Source organism: Klebsiella sp. K4 (assembly GCF_014596785.2).
GTDB classification, from domain to species: Bacteria; Pseudomonadota; Gammaproteobacteria; order Enterobacterales; family Enterobacteriaceae; genus Klebsiella; species Klebsiella pneumoniae.
The window spans coordinates 5,117,127-5,136,909 of sequence record NZ_CP115021.1 but is presented as its reverse complement, the minus strand read 5'-3'; the positions used below and the strand labels follow the sequence as shown (position 1 = coordinate 5,136,909).

Sequence of the window (19,783 nt, the reverse complement as noted above, 5' to 3'; positions counted from 1 at the left end):
CCTTCTGGAGTTGGGGCATCATCGCTATACTTCCCGGATTAACTATGCTGAGAGCACATGCGTTGTGAATTTACTCACTGCTATTACTGAATTAATCAGTATTTTCTTATTCACGACCCTCTTTATTTTTGTCGCGCGGAAAGTGGCAAAAAAGATCGGGTTAGTGGATAAACCCAACTATCGCAAACGGCATCAGGGGTTGATTCCGTTGGTCGGTGGTATCTCAGTTTATGCAGGTATCTGTTTCACTTTCGCCATCGCCGATTATTATATTCCTCACGCCTCGCTGTATCTGGCCTGCGCGGGGGTATTGGTGCTGGTTGGCGCGCTTGACGATCGCTTCGACATCAGCGTGAAAATTCGCGCGGTCATTCAGGCCGCGATCGCCGTGATTATGATGATGGCAGGGAATCTGCATCTGAGTAGTTTGGGCTTTATTTTTGGCTCGTGGGAACTGGTGCTGGGGCCCTTCGGCTTCTTCCTGACGCTGTTTGCCGTCTGGGCCGCTATCAATGCGTTCAACATGGTCGATGGTATCGACGGCCTGCTCGGCGGACTGTCATCGGTCTCTTTTGCGGCGACCGGGATTATTCTTTGGTTTGATGGTCAGTACAGCCTGGCGATGTGGTGTTTCGCGATGATCGCCGCCATTCTACCCTATATTCTTCTCAATCTTGGCGCCCTCGGCCGCCGCTATAAAGTCTTTATGGGTGACGCCGGCAGCACGATGATTGGCTTCACCATCATCTGGATCCTGCTGGAAACCACGCAAGGTAAAACGCATCCCATTAGCCCGGTGACCGCGCTGTGGATTATCGCTATCCCGCTGATGGACATGGTGGCGATTATGTATCGCCGCCTGCGCAAAGGCATGAGTCCTTTCTCACCGGACCGTCAGCATATTCATCATTTGATCATGCGCGCCGGGTTTACTTCCCGCCAGGCGTTTGTCCTGATTACCCTGGCCGCCGCCCTGCTGGCGCTGGTTGGCGTCGTGGCGGAATACACCCGCATTGTGCCGGAATGGGTGATGTTAATTCTCTTTTTGGTAGCCTTCTTTCTTTATGGCTACTGTATTAAGCGCGCCTGGAAAGTGGCGCGCCTGGTTAAGCGCATCAGACGCAGAATTCGGCGACACAGCGGCAATAATCCGAAACTAACCAAGTAGAGCTGGGGATGTGATGACTCAACCATTACCGGGAGCACAAGCAGTGAACGTTGAGAACGAGCTGGATATTCGCGGGCTGTTTCGCGCTTTATGGGCAGGAAAAGGCTGGATAGTCGGCGGCGCCGTACTCTTCGCCGCCATCGTGCTGGTGTACACCTTCTTTGCTCGCCAGGAGTGGAGCGCCACGGCGATCACCGATCGGCCTACTGTCAATATGTTGGGGGGATACTATTCCCAACAGCAGTTCCTACGCAATCTGGACATTAAAGCCGACCTCGCCTCGGTCGACCAGCCTTCCGCCATGGATGAAGCGTATAAAGAGTTCATCATGCAGCTGGCCTCATGGGATACCCGGCGCGATTTCTGGCTGCAAACGGACTACTACAAGCAGCGTCAGTCGGGTAATGCCCGCGCTGATGCGGCGATGCTGGATGACCTGATTAACAATATCCAGTTTATGCCAGGCGATGCGGCCAAGAGCATTAACGACAGCGTCAAACTGACCGCCGAGACCGGGCAGGATGCCAATAATCTGTTGCGTCAGTATGTGGCCTTCGCCAGCCAGCGGGCGGCAGGCCATCTTAACGACGAACTTAAAGGCGCCTGGGCGGCGCGGACGGTGCAGATGAAGGCGCAGGTGAAGCGCCAGGAAGAGGTGGCCGAGGCCATCTTCAACCGCCGGACGCACAGCGTGGAGCAGGCGCTGAAGGTGGCTCAGCAGCACAATATTTCACGTAGCGAAACGGATGTTCCTGCCGATCAGTTGCCGGATTCAGAGCTATTTTTATTGGGCAGGCCGATGCTGCAGGCCAGGCTGGAAAACCTGCAGGCCGTCGGGCCGGAATATGACCTCGATTACGACCAGAACCGCGCCATGCTGAGCACGTTGAACGTCGGTCCAACGTTAGATCCGCGTTTTCAGACTTACCGGTATTTGCGGACGCCGGAAGAACCTGTAAAACGCGATAGCCCGCGCCGTGTATTTCTGATGGTGATGTGGGGGATTGTGGGTGCGCTCATCGGCGCAGGCGTGGCGTTATCGCGTCGTCGTGTCCTGTGATTGCGGCCTGTGGTGAAGGGCAGATGACCTTCATCGCCTAATCGAAGAGAATCGATGTGAAAGTACTAACTGTATTTGGCACGAGGCCGGAAGCCATCAAGATGGCGCCTCTGGTCCATGCGCTGGCAAAGGATCCTCATTTTGAGGCGAAAGTATGCGTGACCGCGCAGCATCGGGAGATGCTCGATCAGGTGTTGAAACTTTTCTCTATTGTCCCGGACTACGATCTCAACATCATGAAGCCGGGGCAGGGGCTGACCGAGATCACCTGTCGCATCCTTGAAGGGCTGAAGCCGGTGCTGGAGTCGTTTAAACCCGACGTGGTGCTGGTGCATGGCGATACCACCACCACCATGGCGGCGAGCCTGGCGGCGTTTTACCAGCGGATACCGGTGGGTCACGTAGAGGCCGGCCTGCGCACCGGTGATTTAAGTTCGCCGTGGCCGGAAGAAGGCAACCGTACGTTGACCGGCCATCTGGCGACATACCATTTCGCCCCCACGGAAACCTCGCGGCAGAACCTGCTGCGGGAAAATATTGCCGACAGTCGGATCACGGTTACCGGGAATACGGTCATTGACGCCCTGTTCTGGGTGCGGGATCGGGTGCTGGGCGATGAAGCGCTACGGGAGACCCTGCTGCAGCGCTATCCTTTCATCAGCCACGGTAAAAAGATGATTCTGGTTACCGGCCACCGGCGGGAAAGCTTTGGGCTCGGTTTTGAACAGATCTGCCAGGCGCTGGCCGAGATAGCCCATACCCACCCTGAGGTGCAGATTGTCTATCCGGTTCACCTGAATCCTAATGTCAGCGAGCCGGTGAATCGTATTCTTGGCCATATTGACAATGTGATGTTGATTGAACCGCAGGATTACCTGCCGTTCGTCTGGCTGATGGATCGCGCCTGGCTGATCCTGACCGATTCCGGCGGCATTCAGGAAGAGGCCCCCTCGCTGGGTAAGCCGGTGCTGGTCATGCGCGATATGACCGAACGTCCGGAAGCGGTGGCCGCCGGCACCGTGTGTCTGGTGGGCACCGACAGCCAGCGCATCGTCGCGGAAGTGACGCGACTGCTGGAGGATGATGCTGCATACCAGGCGATGAGCCGCGCGCATAATCCCTATGGCGATGGCGAAGCATGTCGTCGCATTTTGTCTGCACTTAAAAATAATCAGGTAACGCTATGAGTTTTTCTACCATTTCAGTGATTGGCCTTGGCTATATCGGGCTGCCAACCGCTGCCGCGTTCGCCTCCCGGCAGAAGCGGGTGGTCGGCGTTGATGTTAATCAACATGCCGTGGAGACCATTAACCGTGGAGAGATTCATATCGTGGAGCCGGATCTGGCGAGCGTGGTGAAGACCGCGGTCGAGCAGGGGTATTTAAGCGCCACCACCACCCCGGTGGAGGCGGATGCTTACCTGATTGCCGTGCCGACGCCGTTTAAAGATCGCCACGAGCCGGATATGGTGTTTGTCGAGTCGGCCGCCAAATCTATTGCGCCGACGTTAAAGAAAGGCTCGCTGGTGATCCTCGAGTCCACTTCGCCGGTCGGGTCGACCGAACAGATGGCCGAGTGGCTGGCGGAGATGCGCCCGGATCTTAGCTTCCCCCAGCAGGTGGGTGAAGCGGCGGACGTGAATATCGCCTACTGCCCGGAGCGGGTATTGCCCGGTCAGGTGATGGTCGAGCTGATTAAAAACGACCGCGTTATCGGCGGCATGTCGCCGGTCTGCTCCGCTCGCGCCAGCGAGCTGTATAAAATCTTCCTTGAAGGCGAATGCGTGGTGACCAACTCGCGCACCGCCGAGATGTGCAAGCTGACGGAAAACAGCTTCCGCGACGTCAACATCGCTTTTGCCAACGAGCTGTCGCTGATTTGCGCTGACCAGGGGATTAACGTCTGGGAGCTGATCCGCCTGGCGAACCGCCATCCGCGCGTCAATATCCTGCAGCCGGGCCCGGGTGTTGGCGGCCACTGTATCGCCGTCGACCCATGGTTTATCGTGGCGCAAAACCCGCAGCAGGCGCGTCTGATCCGCACCGCTCGCGAGGTCAACGACCACAAGCCGGAATGGGTTATCGAACAGGTGAAAGCGCAGGTGGCGGACTGCCTGAATGCCACCAACAAGCGGGCCAGCGAACTGACGATCGCCTGTTTTGGCCTCGCTTTTAAACCGAATATTGACGACCTGCGCGAAAGTCCGGCGATGGAAATTGCCGCGCAGATTGCCCGCTGGCACAGCGGCACGACCCAGGTGGTTGAGCCCAACATTCACGCACTGCCGAAGAAACTCGATGGACTGTGTACGCTGGCGACCCTTGAGGCGGCGCTGGCCAGCGCCGATGTGCTGGTGATGTTGGTCGATCATAACCAATTTAAAGCCGTTAGCGGCGATAGCGTCACCCAGGCGTTTATCGTCGACACCAAAGGAGTGTGGCGGTGAGAACCATTCTGGTCACCGGCGGCGCGGGCTTCATTGGTTCGGCGGTAGTGCGGGAGATTATCCAGCACACCGCCGATCGCGTGGTGGTGGTGGATAAACTGACCTACGCCGGCAATTTAATGTCGCTGGCGCCGGTGGCGCAGGATGCGCGTTTCGCCTTTGAACAGGTGGATATCTGCGACCGCGCCGAGCTGGATCGCATTTTTCGTCAGCATCAACCGGATACGGTGATGCACCTGGCGGCGGAAAGCCATGTCGATCGTTCGATTGACGGCCCGGCGGCGTTTATCGAGACCAATATCGTGGGCACCTATACGCTGCTGGAGGCGGCCCGTAGCTGGTGGAATACCCTGGCTACGGCGCAAAAATCGGCGTTTCGCTTCCATCACATCTCCACCGATGAAGTGTATGGCGATCTGCACGGCAGCGATGATTTCTTTACCGAGACCACGCCCTATGCGCCAAGCAGCCCCTATTCGGCTTCGAAAGCCAGCAGCGACCACCTGGTGCGCGCCTGGCTGCGAACCTATGGTCTGCCGACGCTTATCACCAACTGCTCAAATAACTACGGCCCGTATCACTTTCCCGAGAAGCTGATCCCGCTGACGATCCTTAACGCGCTGGCGGGCAAGCCGCTGCCGGTGTATGGCAATGGACAACAGATCCGCGACTGGCTGTACGTGGAAGATCACGCCAGAGCGCTGTATCTGGTGGCGACCCGCGGCGAACCGGGCGAAACTTACAATATCGGCGGTCATAACGAACGTAAAAATATCGAGGTGGTGGAAACCATTTGTCAGCTGCTGGAAGAGCTGGCGCCGGATAAGCCGCAGGGCGTGGCGCACTATCGCGATCTGATCGCCTTCGTTGCCGATCGTCCGGGCCACGATCTGCGCTATGCCATTGATGCCTCGAAGATTGCCCGCGAGCTGGGCTGGACGCCGGCAGAGACTTTCACCTCCGGTATGCATAAGACCGTGGCGTGGTATCTGGCGAACGAGGCCTGGTGGCGTCAGGTTCAGGACGGAAGCTATCAGGGCGAGCGTCTTGGGCTGCAAAGCTAATCATCTCTGGGGGGAATGATGAAAGGTATTATTCTGGCGGGCGGTTCCGGAACGCGGCTACATCCCATCACCCGCGGCGTATCGAAGCAGCTGTTGCCGATCTACGATAAGCCGATGATCTACTACCCGCTGTCGGTATTAATGCTGGCCGGGATCCGTGAGATCCTGATTATCACCACGCCGGACGACCTACGTGATTTCCAGCGCCTGCTCGGCGATGGCTCAGAGTTTGGCATTGCGCTGCACTATGCCGTACAGCCGACGCCGGATGGTTTAGCCCAGGCGTTTATCATCGGCGAAGCCTTTCTTAACGGCGAACCGGCGTGTCTGGTGTTAGGCGACAATATCTTCTTCGGCCAGAGCTTTAGCCCGAAGCTGCGCAGCGTCGCTGCCCGCACGGAAGGGGCGACGATTTTTGGCTATCAGGTGATGGATCCTGAGCGCTTTGGCGTGGTGGAGTTTGATGATAACTTCCGTGCGCTATCGCTGGAAGAGAAGCCGAAGCAGCCGAAGTCGAACTGGGCGGTCACCGGTCTCTATTTCTACGATGGCAAGGTGACGGAGTATGCCAAACGGGTCAAACCATCCGAGCGCGGCGAGCTGGAAATCACCTCCATCAACCAGATGTATCTGGAGGATGGCGCATTGACCGTCGAACTGCTTGGACGCGGCTTTGCCTGGCTGGACACCGGCACCCACGATAGCCTGATCGAGGCCAGCATGTTCGTGCAGACCGTCGAGAAGCGCCAGGGCTTTAAAATCGCCTGTCTGGAAGAGATCGGCTGGCGTAACGGCTGGCTGGACGACGACGGCGTCAAACGTGCGGCGAAGCGGCTGGAAAAAACCGGCTACGGCCAATATCTGCTGGATCTGCTCCGTGCCCGTCCGCGCCAGTATTGACCCCCTGGAGTGGGAGAACCGCTTCTTTGCCGTGAACAGCGCGATCGTGCGCTTTGACGAGCACGCGCCGCGGCTGACGCCTGAGGCGCTGGCGGGGTGGTCGCGAGTGCAGGCGAAGATCGCCGCCAGCGACACCGTCCGGCTGGACGCGCTGCAGCGGCTGGGTTTTCAGCTGGTGGAAGGTGAGGTCGATCTGGCGCTGCCGGTGGGCAGCCCTGCAGATGCAGGCGCAGACGTCGCCGTGGAAGCGGATATTGCGCCGCTGCGCGAGCAGGCGGCGCAGGCATTTGCCATGAGCCGCTTTCGCGCGCCCTGGTACGCTGCCGACGCCAGCGGCCGCTTCTATGCCCAGTGGATTGAAAATGCGGTGCGCGGCACCTTCGATCATCAGTGCCTGATTTACCGCCATCCTGAGGGCGATATTCGCGCCTTTGTCTCCCTGCGGCAGATCACTGCGACCGAAGCGCGTATCGGCCTGCTGGCCGGACGCGGCGCCGGGGCGCAGTTGATGCAGGCGGCGCGGTACTGGGCCGCCTCGCGCGGACTTTCTACACTGCGGGTGGCGACCCAGATGGGCAACACCGCCGCGCTTAAACGTTATATTCTCAGCGGTGCTAACGTGGAAAGCACCGCCTACTGGCTATACAGGTGACCCCCATGATCCCATTTAACGCGCCGCCGGTGGTTGGAACCGAGCTTGATTACATGCAGTCTGCGATGAACAGCGGCAAGCTGTGCGGCGACGGCGGCTTTACGCGCCGCTGCCAGCAGTGGATGGAGCAGCGATTTGGCACGGCAAAAGCGCTACTGACCCCTTCCTGCACGGCTTCGCTGGAGATGGCCGCGCTGCTGCTGGATATCCAGCTGGGCGACGAAGTGATTATGCCCAGCTATACCTTTGTCTCCACCGCCAACGCCTTTGTGCTGCGCGGGGCGAAAATCGTCTTCGTTGATATCCGTCGCGATACGATGAATATCGACGAAACGCTCATCGAAGCCGCCATCACCGATAAAACCCGGGCGATTGTCCCGGTGCATTATGCCGGCGTAGCCTGCGAGATGGACACCATCATGGCCATCGCCGACAAATACAACCTGTTTGTGGTGGAAGACGCCGCACAGGGGGTGATGTCCACCTACAAGGGGCGCGCGCTGGGCACCATCGGCCATATCGGCTGCTTCAGCTTCCATGAAACCAAAAACTACACCGCCGGCGGTGAGGGCGGGGCGACGCTGATCAACGATCGCACGCTGGTGGAACGCGCGGAGATTATTCGCGAAAAAGGCACCAACCGCAGCCAGTTCTTTCGCGGCCTGGTGGATAAATATACCTGGCGGGACATTGGCTCCAGCTATCTGATGTCCGACCTGCAGGCCGCCTATCTGTGGGCGCAGCTGGAAGCGGCGGAGCGCATCAACCAGCAGCGCCTGGCCCTGTGGCAGAACTACTATGATGCGCTGCTGCCGCTGGCGCGCGCCGGGCGTATCGAACTGCCGACGGTTCCGGCCGACTGCGGGCAAAACGCGCACATGTTCTACATTAAGCTGCGCGATATCGAGGATCGCAGCAGACTGATCGCCTGGCTGAAAGAGGCGGAGATCCTCGCGGTATTCCATTACATTCCCCTGCACAGCTGCCCGGCAGGCGAACAGTTCGGCGAATTCCGCGGTGAAGACCGCTACACCACTCAGGAGAGCGAGCGTCTGGTACGCCTGCCGCTGTTTTACAATCTGTCTGTGGTGAACCAGCGGACGGTGATTAACTCGCTGCTGAGCTACTTCTCCTGATATGTCGTTAGCAAAAGCCTCACTGTGGACGGCGGCATCGACGCTGGTCAAAATCGGCGCCGGTCTGCTGGTCGTCAAGCTGCTGGCCGTCTCGTTTGGGCCGGCGGGCGTTGGCCAGGCCGGTAACTTCCGGCAACTGGTCACCGTACTCGGCGTGCTGGCCGGGGCCGGGATATTTAATGGCGTCACGAAGCTGGTGGCGCAGCATCACGACGATCCCCCGCGCCTGAAGCAGGTGGTGGGCACCTCGTCGGCGATGGTGCTTGGCTTTTCCACCCTGCTGGCGCTGGTATTTTTACTGGCGGCGGCGCCGATAAGCCAGGGGCTGTTCGGCCATACGCACTATCAGGGGCTGGTACGCCTGGTGGCGCTGGTGCAGATGGGGATCGCCTGGGCGAATTTCCTGCTGGCGCTGATGAAAGGCTTTCGCGATGCGGCGGGTAACGCCTTCTCGCTGATTGCCGGGAGCCTGATCGGCGTGGCGGCTTACTATGCTTGCTACGTGTTGGGCGGCTATCAGGGCGCGCTGCTGGGGCTGGCGTTAGTTCCAGCGCTGGTGGTGGTCCCGGCGGGTATTATGCTCTGGCGGCGGGGTAATATCCCGCTGAGCGCCCTGCGTCCGCGCTGGGATAACGGTCTGGCGGGACAGCTATCGAAATTTACCCTGATGGCGCTGATAACCTCGGTGACCCTGCCGGTAGCCTATGTGATGATGCGTAATCTGCTGGCGGCGCATTACGGCTGGGAGGCGGTCGGGATCTGGCAGGGGGTGAGCAGCATCTCCGATGCCTACCTGCAGTTTATTACCGCCTCGTTTAGCGTCTATCTGCTGCCGACGCTGTCGCGGCTGAGCGCCAAAACGGATATCACCCGCGAGATAGTCAAGTCGCTGAAATTCGTCCTGCCGGCAGTAGCGGCGGCGAGCCTGACGGTCTGGCTGCTGCGCGATTTTGCCATCTGGCTGCTGTTTTCCGATCGCTTTACCGCGATGCGTGACCTGTTCGCCTGGCAGCTGGTGGGCGACGTTTTAAAAGTAGGCGCCTACGTCTATGGCTATCTGGTGATCGCCAAAGCGTCGCTGCGTTTTTATATTCTGACGGAAATCAGCCAGTTCGCACTGCTGACCGCATTCTCACACTGGCTTATACCGGCGCACGGCGCGGTTGGCGCGGCGCAGGCATATATGGCCACTTATATTGTTTATTTCGCCCTTTGTAGTGGCGTGTTTTTACTCTGGCGTAAACGGGCATGACAGCACTGATACATGTACTGGGATCGGATATCCCGCATCATAACCAGACCGTACTGCGGTTCTTTAACGACGAACTGGCCGCCGACCCGCAGGCCAGGAGATTTATGATCGTCGGTGATGAGGCCAGCGTGCGTGATGGGTATCCGGCGCTGGATGTCACCTGTTATCCGGGGAAAAAGGCGCTGGCGCAGGCAGTGATTGCTACCGCGAAAGCCAACCGCCAGCAGCGCTTTTTCTTCCACGGCCAGTTTAATACCGGGCTGTGGCTGGCGTTGTTGAGCGGTGGCATCCGCCCGTCGCAGTTTAACTGGCATATCTGGGGGGCGGATCTGTATGAAAATTCTGCCAGCCTGAAGTTTCGCCTGTTCTATCCGCTGCGCCGTATGGCGCAGGGGCGGGTAGGGCGCGTTTTCGCCACCCGCGGCGATCTCAGCTGGTTCGCTAACCGCCATCCACGCGTCCCGGGCGAGCTGCTCTACTTCCCGACCCGTATGGATCCGGCGCTGAATACCCTGGCCGATAACGCTCCGCGCGGTGATACCCTGACTATTCTGGTGGGCAACTCCGGGGATCGCAGCAATGAACATATTGCCGCGCTGAAGGCAATCCATCAGCAGTTTGGCGATACGGTAAACGTCATCGTGCCGATGGGCTATCCAGCGAAAAACGACGCCTATATCAATGAGGTTCGCGAGGCGGGGGCGGCGCTGTTTAGCGGTGAGCATCTGCAGATCCTCAGCGAGAAGCTGGAGTTTCATGATTATCTGGCGCTGCTGCGCCGCTGCGATCTGGGCTATTTTCTGTTTGCCCGCCAGCAGGGGATCGGCACCCTGTGTCTGCTGATTCAGGCGGGCATCCCCTGCGTGCTCAATCGGGAAAACCCGTTCTGGCAGGATATGGCCGAGCAGCATGTGCCGGTGCTGTTCACCAGCGACGCGCTGGACGTCAGCGTGGTGCGCGAAGCGCAGCGTCAGCTGGCGAGCGTGGATAAATCCGCTATCGCCTTCTTCCGGCCGAACTATCTGACGGGCTGGCAGCGGGCGCTACGGTTAGCGGCGGAGGGGCAGGCATGACGTTAATGCAATTTAGCGGGCTGCTGGTGGTCTGGCTGCTGTCGACGCTGTTCATCGCCACCGCCACCTGGTTTGAGTTCCGTCGGGTACGCTTTAACTTCAACGTTTTTTTCTCGTTGCTGTTTCTGCTGACCTTTTTCTTCGGCTTCCCGCTGACCAGTATTCTGGTGTTCCGCTTTGACGTCAGCGTGGCGCCGCCGGAGATTTTGCTGCAGACGCTGCTGATCGCGGTGTGCTTCTACGCAGTCTACTACGTGACCTATAAAACGCGGCTGCGTTCGGCATCGCGTGAGGTTGCGCATCGCCCGCTGTTTACCATGAACCGGGTGGAAACCCATCTGGCGTGGGGCATTTTGATGGGGCTGGCGCTGCTGTGCGTCGGCATCTTCTTCGCCCACAACGGTTTCCTGCTGTTTAAGCTCAACTCCTACAGCCAGATTTTCTCTGCTGAAGTGTCCGGCGTGGCGTTGAAGCGCTTCTTTTACTTCTTTATTCCGGCGATGCTGGTGGTCTATTTTCTGCGCCAGGATTATAAGGCGTGGATCTTCTTCCTCGTCAGCACGGTGGCCTTTGGTTTGCTGACCTACGCCATCGTCGGCGGGACCCGCGCCAATATTATCATCGCCTTCGCCATCTTTCTGTTCATCGGTATTATTCGCGGCTGGATCAGCCTGTGGATGCTGGCGGCGGCGGGTGTGCTGGGTATTGTCGGCATGTTCTGGCTGGCGCTGAAGCGCTACGGGATGAACGTCAGCGGCGACGAAGCGTTTTATACCTTTCTGTATCTCACGCGCGACACCTTCTCACCGTGGGAGAACCTGGCGCTGCTGCTGCAGAACTACGACAAGATCGATTTCCAGGGTCTGGCGCCGATGATCCGCGACTTCTACGTCTTTATCCCCAGCTGGATGTGGCACGGTCGCCCGACGATGGTGCTCAATACCGCCAACTACTTTACCTGGGAAGTATTAAACAACCATTCGGGGCTGGCGATCTCGCCGACGCTGATTGGCTCGCTGGTGGTGATGGGCGGCGTCTGGTTCGTACCGCTGGGCGCCGTGGCGGTAGGGTTGATTATTAAATGGTTCGACTGGCTGTATGAGCTGGGCAACCGGGAGAACAATCGCTATAAAGCGGCTATCCTGCACAGTTTCTGTTTCGGCGCTATCTTCAACATGATAGTGCTGGCGCGCGAGGGGCTGGATTCGTTCGGCTCCCGCGTGGTGTTTTTCCTCGTGATCTTTGGTATCTGCTTGCTGGCGGCGAAACTGCTGTACTGGTTCCTGGATAGCGTGGGACTGATTCATAAGCGCGTAAAACCGCTTTCGCAACCGCAAGTCTGAGAAGGATGGACATGACTGGGACCATTTCCGCGCCGTTGTACCTGTTAAGAGGGCTGCAGCTCATAGGCTGGCGCGATATGCCGCACGCTCTGGATTATTTGTTTGCCGACGGCGTTCTCCGCGAGGGGACGCTGGTAGCCATTAATGCTGAGAAAATGCTGGCCGTAGAGGATAACCCGGAGGTACGGGCGCTGATTGAGGCGGCGGAGTTTAAATATGCCGATGGCATCAGCGTGGTGCGTTCGCTGCGCAAAAAATACCCGCAGGCCCAGGTATCCCGCGTCGCCGGGGCCGATCTCTGGGAAGCGTTAATGCAGCGCGCTGGCGCTGAAGGGACACCGGTGTTTTTGGTTGGTGGTAAACCTGAGGTCCTGGCGCAGACAGAATCCAGGCTGCGTCAGCGCTGGCAGGTGAACATCGTCGGCAGCCAGGACGGTTATTTCACCCCTGAGCAACGCCAGGCATTGTTCGAACGCATTCGCGACAGCGGGGCGAAAATCGTCACCGTCGCGATGGGGTCGCCGCGCCAGGAGATCTTCATGCGCGACTGCCGGCGCCTGTATCCGCACGCGCTGTATATGGGCGTCGGCGGCACTTACGATGTTTTTACCGGGCACGTCCATCGGGCGCCGAAGTTCTGGCAGGATCTGGGGCTGGAGTGGTTCTATCGCCTGCTTTTGCAGCCGAGCCGCATCAAGAGACAGTTCCGCCTACTGCGCTATTTACGTTGGCATTATTCCGGTAAGCTCTGATATTCCACTGCAACCAGGCGAGTTTGCATACATATTCTGTGTAATCTCTTCACTCGCCTGATACTTTATTTGCCATTTCCGCAAAATTAATTAACCATTCGCAGGCTTCATACGCGCCGGGGAGACCTGCGCGTCGGCAAGGCTATGGTTTCAGTTAATAACAATAACCGGGAGTACCCGGAATACGGCAAACACAAGAGGATATATGACTGAGAAAAAAGCGGAGCTCCAGCGTGGACTGGAGGCCCGGCATATTGAACTGATCGCCCTTGGCGGGACGATTGGCGTGGGGTTGTTTATGGGGGCGGCCAGTACCTTGAAATGGGCTGGGCCTTCCGTGCTGCTGGCGTACATTATCGCTGGCCTGTTCGTCTTTTTCATTATGCGCTCAATGGGCGAAATGCTGTTCCTTGAGCCTGTCACTGGCTCCTTCGCGGTGTATGCGCATCGCTATATGAGCCCCTTCTTCGGCTATCTGACCGCGTGGTCCTACTGGTTTATGTGGATGGCGGTGGGGATCTCGGAGATTACCGCCATCGGGGTCTATGTGCAGTTCTGGTTTCCGGAGATGGCGCAGTGGATCCCGGCGTTAATTGCCGTGGGGCTGGTGGCGCTGGCGAACCTTGCGGCGGTCCGGCTATACGGTGAAATCGAGTTCTGGTTCGCCATGATAAAAGTGACCACCATTATCGTGATGATCGTCGTGGGTCTGGGCGTCATTTTCTTCGGCTTTGGCAACGGCGGCCACTCCATCGGTTTTGGTAATCTCACCGAACATGGTGGTTTCTTTGCTGGCGGCTGGAAGGGCTTCCTGACGGCGCTGTGTATCGTGGTCGCGTCCTATCAGGGGGTGGAGCTCATCGGCATTACCGCAGGTGAAGCGAAAAACCCGCAGGTGACGCTGCGCAGCGCGGTGGGCAAAGTGCTGTGGCGGATCCTGATTTTCTACGTCGGCGCGATTTTTGTTATCGTCACTATCTTCCCGTGGGATCAAATCGGCTCCAACGGCAGCCCGTTCGTACTGACGTTTGCCAAGATCGGTATTACCGCGGCGGCGGGAATTATCAACTTCGTGGTGCTGACGGCAGCGCTTTCCGGCTGCAACAGCGGAATGTACAGCTGCGGACGTATGCTGTACGCCCTGGCGAAGAACCGTCAGCTGCCGGCGGCGATCGGTAAGGTATCGCGCAACGGCGTTCCGTCCGTCGGTGTGGCGCTGTCGATTCTGATCCTGCTGGTGGGCTCCTGCCTGAATTACATTATTCCTAATCCGCAGCGGGTGTTCGTCTATGTCTATAGCGCCAGCGTCCTGCCGGGGATGGTGCCCTGGTTTGTGATCCTGATTAGTCAGCTGCGTTTCCGTCGCGTGCATCAGGCGGCGATTGCCAGCCATCCGTTCCGTTCGCTGCTGTTTCCGTGGGCCAACTATTTCACGATGGCCTTCCTGATCTGCGTGCTGGTCGGGATGGGACTGAATGATGAAACCCGCATGTCGCTCTTCGTCGGCATTATTTTTCTGGCCGCCGTCACCCTGATTTATAAGGTGTTTGGCCTCGGAAGACAGGGGCAAGTCAATAATACGGCTGAATAACCGTCAAAACGAACAAAGCATGAGCAAACGATAATTTTCTTTAAAAAGGCACTAGACAGCGGGGTAGGAAGTCCGTATTATCCGACCCCGCAACGGCGCTAAGCGCCCGTAGCTCAGCTGGATAGAGCGCTGCCCTCCGGAGGCAGAGGTCTCAGGTTCGAATCCTGTCGGGCGCACCATTAACCCGGTGCTGGAGCTGCGGTGGTTTTAATACCGCGTAAAAGGTTTGCAGTGGTGGCTATAGCTCAGTTGGTAGAGCCCTGGATTGTGATTCCAGTTGTCGTGGGTTCGAATCCCATTAGCCACCCCATTATTTGATAGAGTTGTGAATTTGCGAAGGTGGCGGAATTGGTAGACGCGCTAGCTTCAGGTGTTAGTGTTCTTACGGACGTGGGGGTTCAAGTCCCCCCCCTCGCACCACGACTTTAACGAATTGAACTAAAAATTCAAAAAGCAGTATTTCGGCGAGTAGCGCAGCTTGGTAGCGCAACTGGTTTGGGACCAGTGGGTCGGAGGTTCGAATCCTCTCTCGCCGACCAATTTTGAACCCCGCTTCGGCGGGGTTTTTTGTTTTCTGCTGCCGTCCGCCATCTCTTATTTCTCTGATCTTGCTGATAAAAAATCTTCTCTTTGCTTAAGAATACGCGTCAGGAAAACTCTCAATTCATCACTGTGGTAGATGCAATTTCCCCGGATCCTGTGCGATAATAACCGGGTAGATGCTCATTCCATCTCTTATGTTCGCCTTCGTGCCTCATAAACTCCGGAATGATGCAGAGCCGTTCTTACGGTGCTTATCGTCCACTGACAGATGTCGCATTTATGCCTCATCAAACACCATGGACATTACGTTGAGTGAAGCACCCAATTTGTTGTCAAACAGACCTGTTTTAACGCCTGCCCTGATTTCAGCGCAGGCGTTTTTTTCTTTCAGGGATCCGTCAATGCGAAGGCGGGGGAGAAGGGCTATCGCCCCGCAGGAGGCGATAGCCATGCCAGGTTATGGCTGAGGATTATTCTGCAGCGTCAGCAGCAGTCCATCGCGGCGCATAGCGGCGGCTTCTTCCGGCTGATGCAGGCGGTCCAGGGCATCCGCCAGCCAGGCGTAATCAAAGGCATCCGGACGCTGCTTAAGCGCGGCGCGGAAGGCGATGCTGGCCTCCTGCCATTCGCCGTGCCGCATCAGCGACTGGCCCAGGGTGCTCCACAGCAGCGGACGGTCGCCAACGGCTTTGATCTGCTGGCGCAGCACTTTCTCCAGCTGTTCCGGGTTATTGGTCTTCAGACGCGGGATCGGCATCACCAGACGGTCATCATACTGTTTCTTCAGACCATCAATGATAATTTGCTGCGCGGTATCGTGATCGTCGCTCTCGATGAGGCGCTCGGCCATCGCTACCTGCAGCGGCACCAGCGCCCGCGTTTTACGGCTCTGGTTGCGCCACCATTCGCGTACTCCTTCGCTGCCGCCATCGGCCAGCGCTTTATCCATCAGGCCAACCCAGGCCAGCTGTTCCAGCGCCGCACGGTGCGCTTCATCGCCGACGTTAGCTTTCGCCATCGACGGAATGATGTCCAGCAGCGACTGCCAGGCGCCGGTGCGGGTGTATGCCTGTTCGGCGAGGCGCAGCACTTCCGGATGACGCGGGGTAATTTCCAGCAGCTTATCGATGCCATGGCGCGCAGCGTGATTTTCATTACGAGCCAGCTGCAGGCGAACGCGAGTGATTTCCACCGGGATCAGGTCATCGCCCGCCAGCTCGGTGGCGCGCTCCAGATGCTGGTTGGCCCGCGCTTCATCGCCGCGCTGCTGGGCCGCTTCCGCCGCCAGCAGATAGTTCACCACCGGCTGTTCGGCGTGATCGGCATTTTTCGCCATCAGCTTCTCAACCTGCTGGTAATCACCTTCCGCCAGCTTAAGCAGCGCCTGCTCGGTTTGCTTACGCGCGCGACGGCGTTTACGGCCGACAAACCAGCCGCGCGTATGCGCCCCGGTGCGGAAAATGCGGCGCAGCAGCCATTCAATGGCGAACAGCACCACCATGGCGAGGATCAGGATGATCACCAGCCCGGTCACGCTGGTCTCGATATTGTAATTATCGGTCTGGATCAGGACGTAGCCCTGATGCCCGGCGATCATCGGGCCAAGCACGATCCCGGCGATCAACAGTGCGAAGAGTAAAAGAATTTTCAGCATGCGTTACTCTCCTTGCGGCGCAGCGGGGGCGGCCGGCGCAGCAGGTGCGGGCGAAGGCGCGCCGCCCGCGGTAACGGCAGGCTGCGCCATCAGGTTGCGCACTCGGGTCTGCATCAGTTTTTCCAGCAACGCCTGGCTCTGCAGCGTTTCCGGCACCGTCATGGTAATGCTTTGCTGACTGAGCTTATCCACCTCGTCGAGGAAGGCTTTGGTGGTGGCGTCATCGGTATCATAATAGGCGCGTACCCAGGTCGAGACGTTATCCAGCGACTGTTTCCAGGTCTCTTCCTGATGGCGCGGAACTGCCTGCGCGGCGACCAGCAGGCGAGAGCGAATATTTTCCCGCAGATAGATATCCTGATTCGGCGCCAGCAGCGGGACCGCCGTTTCATCGCGGCGGCGCACGGTGATAAAGCTGTCCATAAAGTTCTGCCAGCTTTTCTGCAGGTTGACGCGCCATTCGCTGATAGAGCTGGAAAGCTCATCGCTATCAGCGTCCATCGGCGAATCGTCATCGTTATTATCGGCCAGCCGCAGGTTATCGATTTGATTCGCCAGCTGATTAACCTTGAGGATCATGCCGTCATAGTCCACCTGGCTTACCGCGGAGAGGGTGGCGATGTCGTCGGTGATCGCCCGGCGGGCGCCGATGAGGCTTGGGTCGTTCATGTCGGCGAGGCTGGCGTCAGCGCTTTTCAGCAGCGCGGCGGCGGTGGTGACATCCTGATCGCTCCACAGCTTACGTCCCGCCAGCTTGACGAGGAAGTCGGCCTGGGCCAGCAGCCAGGTTTTGGCATCGCTACCGGAAATCACCGCCACTTTTTGCTGCAGCTCATCCAACTGTTTGGCCAGCGTCTCCTGCTGGTGTTTGGCTTCGTTTAGCTGGTCGGCCTGCTGTTTGATAACACCTTCCAGTTCACTTTTTTGATTTTCCTGCGCTTTTTGCAGCGCCGCGACCTGGCTTGCTAATTCAGAGGTAGTTGCGTTTTGCCGCGTGGCCTGTTGTTTGTTCAGGCCATACAGGCCGATGCCGGCGGCTATCGCAATGGCGATAGCGATCGCGCTGAGCGCCAGGCTGGTTTTATTGCCTGCCTTCTTCTTCTCAGTGTTCTCTGGCTGTGGTGTGGTCTCCACGGCCTCCCTGGTCTCTTCAACCACGGCGGATTGATTTTGTTGTTCCGTCATTATGGCTTCCAATGTTGAGAGTTATTGTAATGCGCGTAGCAGCGCATCGTTGTCGGCGCTATCGGCAACCTGAATCTCCTGCCAGCCCAGTTCCCGGGCCTGAAGGGCCAGACGTTCGCTGACAACGACAACGCGGCAGTGCAGGAGCCACTGTTCGCGATACCATTGCGGTATTAACGACCATAGCTGCTGCAGCATCTCGCCGCTGGTGACCACCAGCGTGGTGACTCCGCGAGATTGCCAGCGCATCGCTTCTTCTGCGCCATCGTAATGTTTTGCACTACGTTGATAACATTCACAAAATGTGACCCTGGCGCCGCGCTCGGTCAGCGTCGCGCCTAAGAGTTCCCGCCCGCCATTGCCGCGTAGGATCAGCGCATTTTTCCCGGCAATGTTTTGTAATTCAGGTAATTGTAGCAAGACTTCGCTAATTTCCCGATCTAACGGGTAATGGATATGCTGCCCACTGACCGTATGCAGGGCCAGCGCCGTCGTGCGGCCAATGGCAAAATAGCGCGGAGAAGTGGGCCAGGGCAGGCCCTGCTGCTGCAGACGGGCATGGGCGAATTCCACCGCATGCTGGGATAGCGCAAATAGCAGATCGTCGGGTCCCAGTCGGGCAAGCGCATCGCCCAGCGCGGGAAGCTCCCTGCCGGGCGTAAATTCTATCAGCGGAAAGCTCCAGGCCACGCGTCCCATGGCCCGCAGACGGCTGACCAGCGCTTCTCCTTGCGGTAGTGGACGAGTGACCAGGATGCTCATCGCGGGGCTTCTCCATCATAAACCGCCGCGAGAATCTCGCGGGCGCCATTATCCAGAAGCTCTTCCGCCAGCGAGATGCCGAGGGCTTCCGCTTGTTCCGCTGGCCCGCGTCGTTCGCCGCGCACCAGCTGTGAACCATCCGGAGCGCCAACCAGCGCCCGCAGCCACAGTTCCCCGTCCTTCAGTTCCGCATAGCTGCCGATCGGCACCTGGCAGCCGCCTTCGAGGCGGGTGTTCATCGCCCGCTCGGCGCGCACGCGCACCGCCGTTTCCGTATGGTTGAGAGGCGCTAACAGCCCCCGGGTCCATGCATCATCAAGACGGCATTCGATGCCGACCGCGCCCTGGCCGACCGCCGGCAGAGATTGCTCAGGCGACAGCGGCTGGCGAATACGCGCTTCCAGCTGCAGGCGCTTCAGGCCGGCGGCGGCGAGGATGATGGCGTCGTACTCGCCGTTATCCAGCTTACTCAGCCGGGTACCGACGTTACCGCGCAGAGAGCGGATCGCCAGGTCCGGACGGGTGGCGGCCAGCTGGCACTGACGGCGTAAACTTGACGTGCCAACGACGCTGCCGGCCGGCAGTTCGTCAATCGAGGCATAGCGATTGGAGACAAACGCGTCGCGCGGATCGTCGCGCTCGCAGATAGTCACCAGCCCCAGGCCCTCCGGGAATTCCACCGGCACATCTTTCATCGAATGGACGGCGATATCGGCGCGCCCTTCGAGCATGGCGAGCTCTAACTCTTTCACAAATAAGCCTTTGCCCCCCACCTTTGCCAGCGGAGTATCAAGGATGACATCCCCGCGCGTGACCATCGGCACCAGCTCGACCTTCAGTCCGGGATGCGCTTGTTCCAGGCGCGCTTTAACATACTGCGCCTGCCATAGCGCAAGCGGGCTTTGCCGTGTGGCAATTTTCAAAACTTTGTCTAACATGCTTGTTACCGTCATTATCGACCACTATCCATCCTAACATTGTTGTCTTACGGATGTTAGTTTTCACGGTTTATGTGGGAGGTGGCTCCGGCCCACTCTTTTTTAACCTTTCATGCGCGTGGCGGTTGCCGGAGGCGTAGTGAGGAATTTACAGGTAATAAACGGTGCTACACTTGTATGTAGCGCATCTTTCTTTACGGTCAATGAGCAAGGTGTTAAATTGATCACGTTTTAAACCATTTGTCAGTCCGCTGCTCATCACAA

17 protein-coding genes and 4 tRNA genes are annotated in these 19,783 nt (G+C 58.2%); 17 read left to right on the top strand and 4 right to left on the bottom strand.

Features of this window, described 5'->3' with window-relative positions; translation table 11 throughout:
• Nucleotides 1-64 precede the first annotated feature (64 nt).
• From wecA to IB144_RS25190, 17 genes are all read left to right on the top strand, one after another.
• The gene (wecA, locus tag IB144_RS25270; RefSeq protein WP_002883295.1) at nucleotides 65-1,168 is read left to right on the top strand and encodes a UDP-N-acetylglucosamine--undecaprenyl-phosphate N-acetylglucosaminephosphotransferase; all 1,104 of its coding nucleotides are present in this window, start codon (nucleotides 65-67) and stop codon (nucleotides 1,166-1,168) included.
• A gap of 13 nt (nucleotides 1,169-1,181) precedes the next feature.
• Nucleotides 1,182-2,228, top strand: coding sequence for an ECA polysaccharide chain length modulation protein (gene wzzE, locus IB144_RS25265; protein ID WP_002883296.1), 1,047 nt, complete (start codon nucleotides 1,182-1,184; stop codon nucleotides 2,226-2,228).
• A 56-nt stretch (nucleotides 2,229-2,284) separates the two neighbouring features.
• Nucleotides 2,285-3,415 carry a UDP-N-acetylglucosamine 2-epimerase (non-hydrolyzing) gene (gene wecB / locus IB144_RS25260; RefSeq protein ID WP_002883297.1) on the top strand — a complete coding sequence of 377 codons (1,131 nt, stop codon included), beginning with the start codon at nucleotides 2,285-2,287 and terminating at the stop codon, nucleotides 3,413-3,415.
• Nucleotides 3,412-4,674, top strand: a complete 1,263-nt coding sequence (gene wecC / locus IB144_RS25255; RefSeq protein ID WP_004186361.1) for a UDP-N-acetyl-D-mannosamine dehydrogenase — start codon at nucleotides 3,412-3,414, stop codon at nucleotides 4,672-4,674. The genes wecB and wecC overlap by 4 nt, the downstream gene beginning before the upstream one ends.
• Nucleotides 4,671-5,738, top strand: a complete 1,068-nt coding sequence (rffG, locus tag IB144_RS25250; protein WP_019704851.1) for a dTDP-glucose 4,6-dehydratase — start codon at nucleotides 4,671-4,673, stop codon at nucleotides 5,736-5,738. The genes wecC and rffG overlap by 4 nt, the downstream gene beginning before the upstream one ends.
• 18 nt (nucleotides 5,739-5,756) lie before the next feature.
• Nucleotides 5,757-6,638, top strand: a complete 882-nt coding sequence (gene rfbA / locus IB144_RS25245) for a glucose-1-phosphate thymidylyltransferase RfbA (RefSeq protein ID WP_002883307.1) — start codon at nucleotides 5,757-5,759, stop codon at nucleotides 6,636-6,638.
• Nucleotides 6,616-7,290, top strand: a complete 675-nt coding sequence (gene rffC, locus IB144_RS25240; protein ID WP_004146507.1) for a dTDP-4-amino-4,6-dideoxy-D-galactose acyltransferase — start codon at nucleotides 6,616-6,618, stop codon at nucleotides 7,288-7,290. Before rfbA ends, rffC begins: the two co-directional genes overlap by 23 nt.
• A gap of 5 nt (nucleotides 7,291-7,295) precedes the next feature.
• A complete protein-coding gene (gene rffA / locus IB144_RS25235) occupies nucleotides 7,296-8,426 on the top strand; it encodes a dTDP-4-amino-4,6-dideoxygalactose transaminase (protein ID WP_040215593.1) in 1,131 nt (376 codons plus the stop codon).
• Between the two features lies 1 nt (nucleotide 8,427).
• Entirely contained in the window at nucleotides 8,428-9,678 is a 1,251-nt protein-coding gene (gene wzxE / locus IB144_RS25230; protein ID WP_002883312.1) for a lipid III flippase WzxE, read from the top strand.
• Nucleotides 9,675-10,751 carry a TDP-N-acetylfucosamine:lipid II N-acetylfucosaminyltransferase gene (locus tag IB144_RS25225; RefSeq protein WP_023284452.1) on the top strand — a complete coding sequence of 359 codons (1,077 nt, stop codon included), beginning with the start codon at nucleotides 9,675-9,677 and terminating at the stop codon, nucleotides 10,749-10,751. Before wzxE ends, IB144_RS25225 begins: the two co-directional genes overlap by 4 nt.
• The gene (wzyE, locus tag IB144_RS25220) at nucleotides 10,748-12,094 is read left to right on the top strand and encodes an ECA oligosaccharide polymerase (protein WP_004895103.1); all 1,347 of its coding nucleotides are present in this window, start codon (nucleotides 10,748-10,750) and stop codon (nucleotides 12,092-12,094) included. Before IB144_RS25225 ends, wzyE begins: the two co-directional genes overlap by 4 nt.
• Nucleotides 12,095-12,105: 11 nt before the next feature.
• Nucleotides 12,106-12,846, top strand: coding sequence for a lipopolysaccharide N-acetylmannosaminouronosyltransferase (gene wecG, locus IB144_RS25215; protein WP_004186366.1), 741 nt, complete (start codon nucleotides 12,106-12,108; stop codon nucleotides 12,844-12,846).
• Between the two features lie 205 nt (nucleotides 12,847-13,051).
• Complete coding sequence (locus tag IB144_RS25210; RefSeq protein WP_002883322.1) at nucleotides 13,052-14,437, top strand: amino acid permease; 1,386 nt, start codon at nucleotides 13,052-13,054, stop codon at nucleotides 14,435-14,437.
• Nucleotides 14,438-14,539: 102 nt separating this feature from the next.
• Nucleotides 14,540-14,616 (top strand) — tRNA-Arg (locus tag IB144_RS25205).
• A gap of 55 nt (nucleotides 14,617-14,671) precedes the next feature.
• Nucleotides 14,672-14,747, top strand: a tRNA-His gene (locus tag IB144_RS25200).
• Between the two features lie 23 nt (nucleotides 14,748-14,770).
• Nucleotides 14,771-14,857, top strand: a tRNA-Leu gene (locus IB144_RS25195).
• Nucleotides 14,858-14,899: 42 nt separating this feature from the next.
• Nucleotides 14,900-14,976: transfer RNA gene (locus IB144_RS25190), tRNA-Pro, on the top strand.
• 461 nt (nucleotides 14,977-15,437) lie between these two features.
• On the opposite strand, the gene hemY is transcribed toward IB144_RS25190, so the two are convergent.
• The 4 genes from hemY to hemC are packed head-to-tail and all read right to left on the bottom strand — an operon-like array spanning nucleotide 15,438 to nucleotide 19,519.
• Nucleotides 15,438-16,634 (bottom strand): protoheme IX biogenesis protein HemY, encoded by a 1,197-nt coding sequence (gene hemY, locus IB144_RS25185; RefSeq protein ID WP_023158819.1) that lies wholly within the window; start codon nucleotides 16,632-16,634, stop codon nucleotides 15,438-15,440.
• A gap of 3 nt (nucleotides 16,635-16,637) precedes the next feature.
• Nucleotides 16,638-17,819 (bottom strand): uroporphyrinogen-III C-methyltransferase, encoded by a 1,182-nt coding sequence (hemX, locus tag IB144_RS25180; RefSeq protein ID WP_004150429.1) that lies wholly within the window; start codon nucleotides 17,817-17,819, stop codon nucleotides 16,638-16,640.
• 21 nt (nucleotides 17,820-17,840) lie between these two features.
• Nucleotides 17,841-18,581, bottom strand: a complete 741-nt coding sequence (gene hemD / locus IB144_RS25175) for a uroporphyrinogen-III synthase (protein ID WP_002883380.1) — start codon at nucleotides 18,579-18,581, stop codon at nucleotides 17,841-17,843.
• A complete protein-coding gene (hemC, locus tag IB144_RS25170; protein WP_002883381.1) occupies nucleotides 18,578-19,519 on the bottom strand; it encodes a hydroxymethylbilane synthase in 942 nt (313 codons plus the stop codon). The genes hemD and hemC overlap by 4 nt, the downstream gene beginning before the upstream one ends.
• Nucleotides 19,520-19,783: the final 264 nt, after the last annotated feature.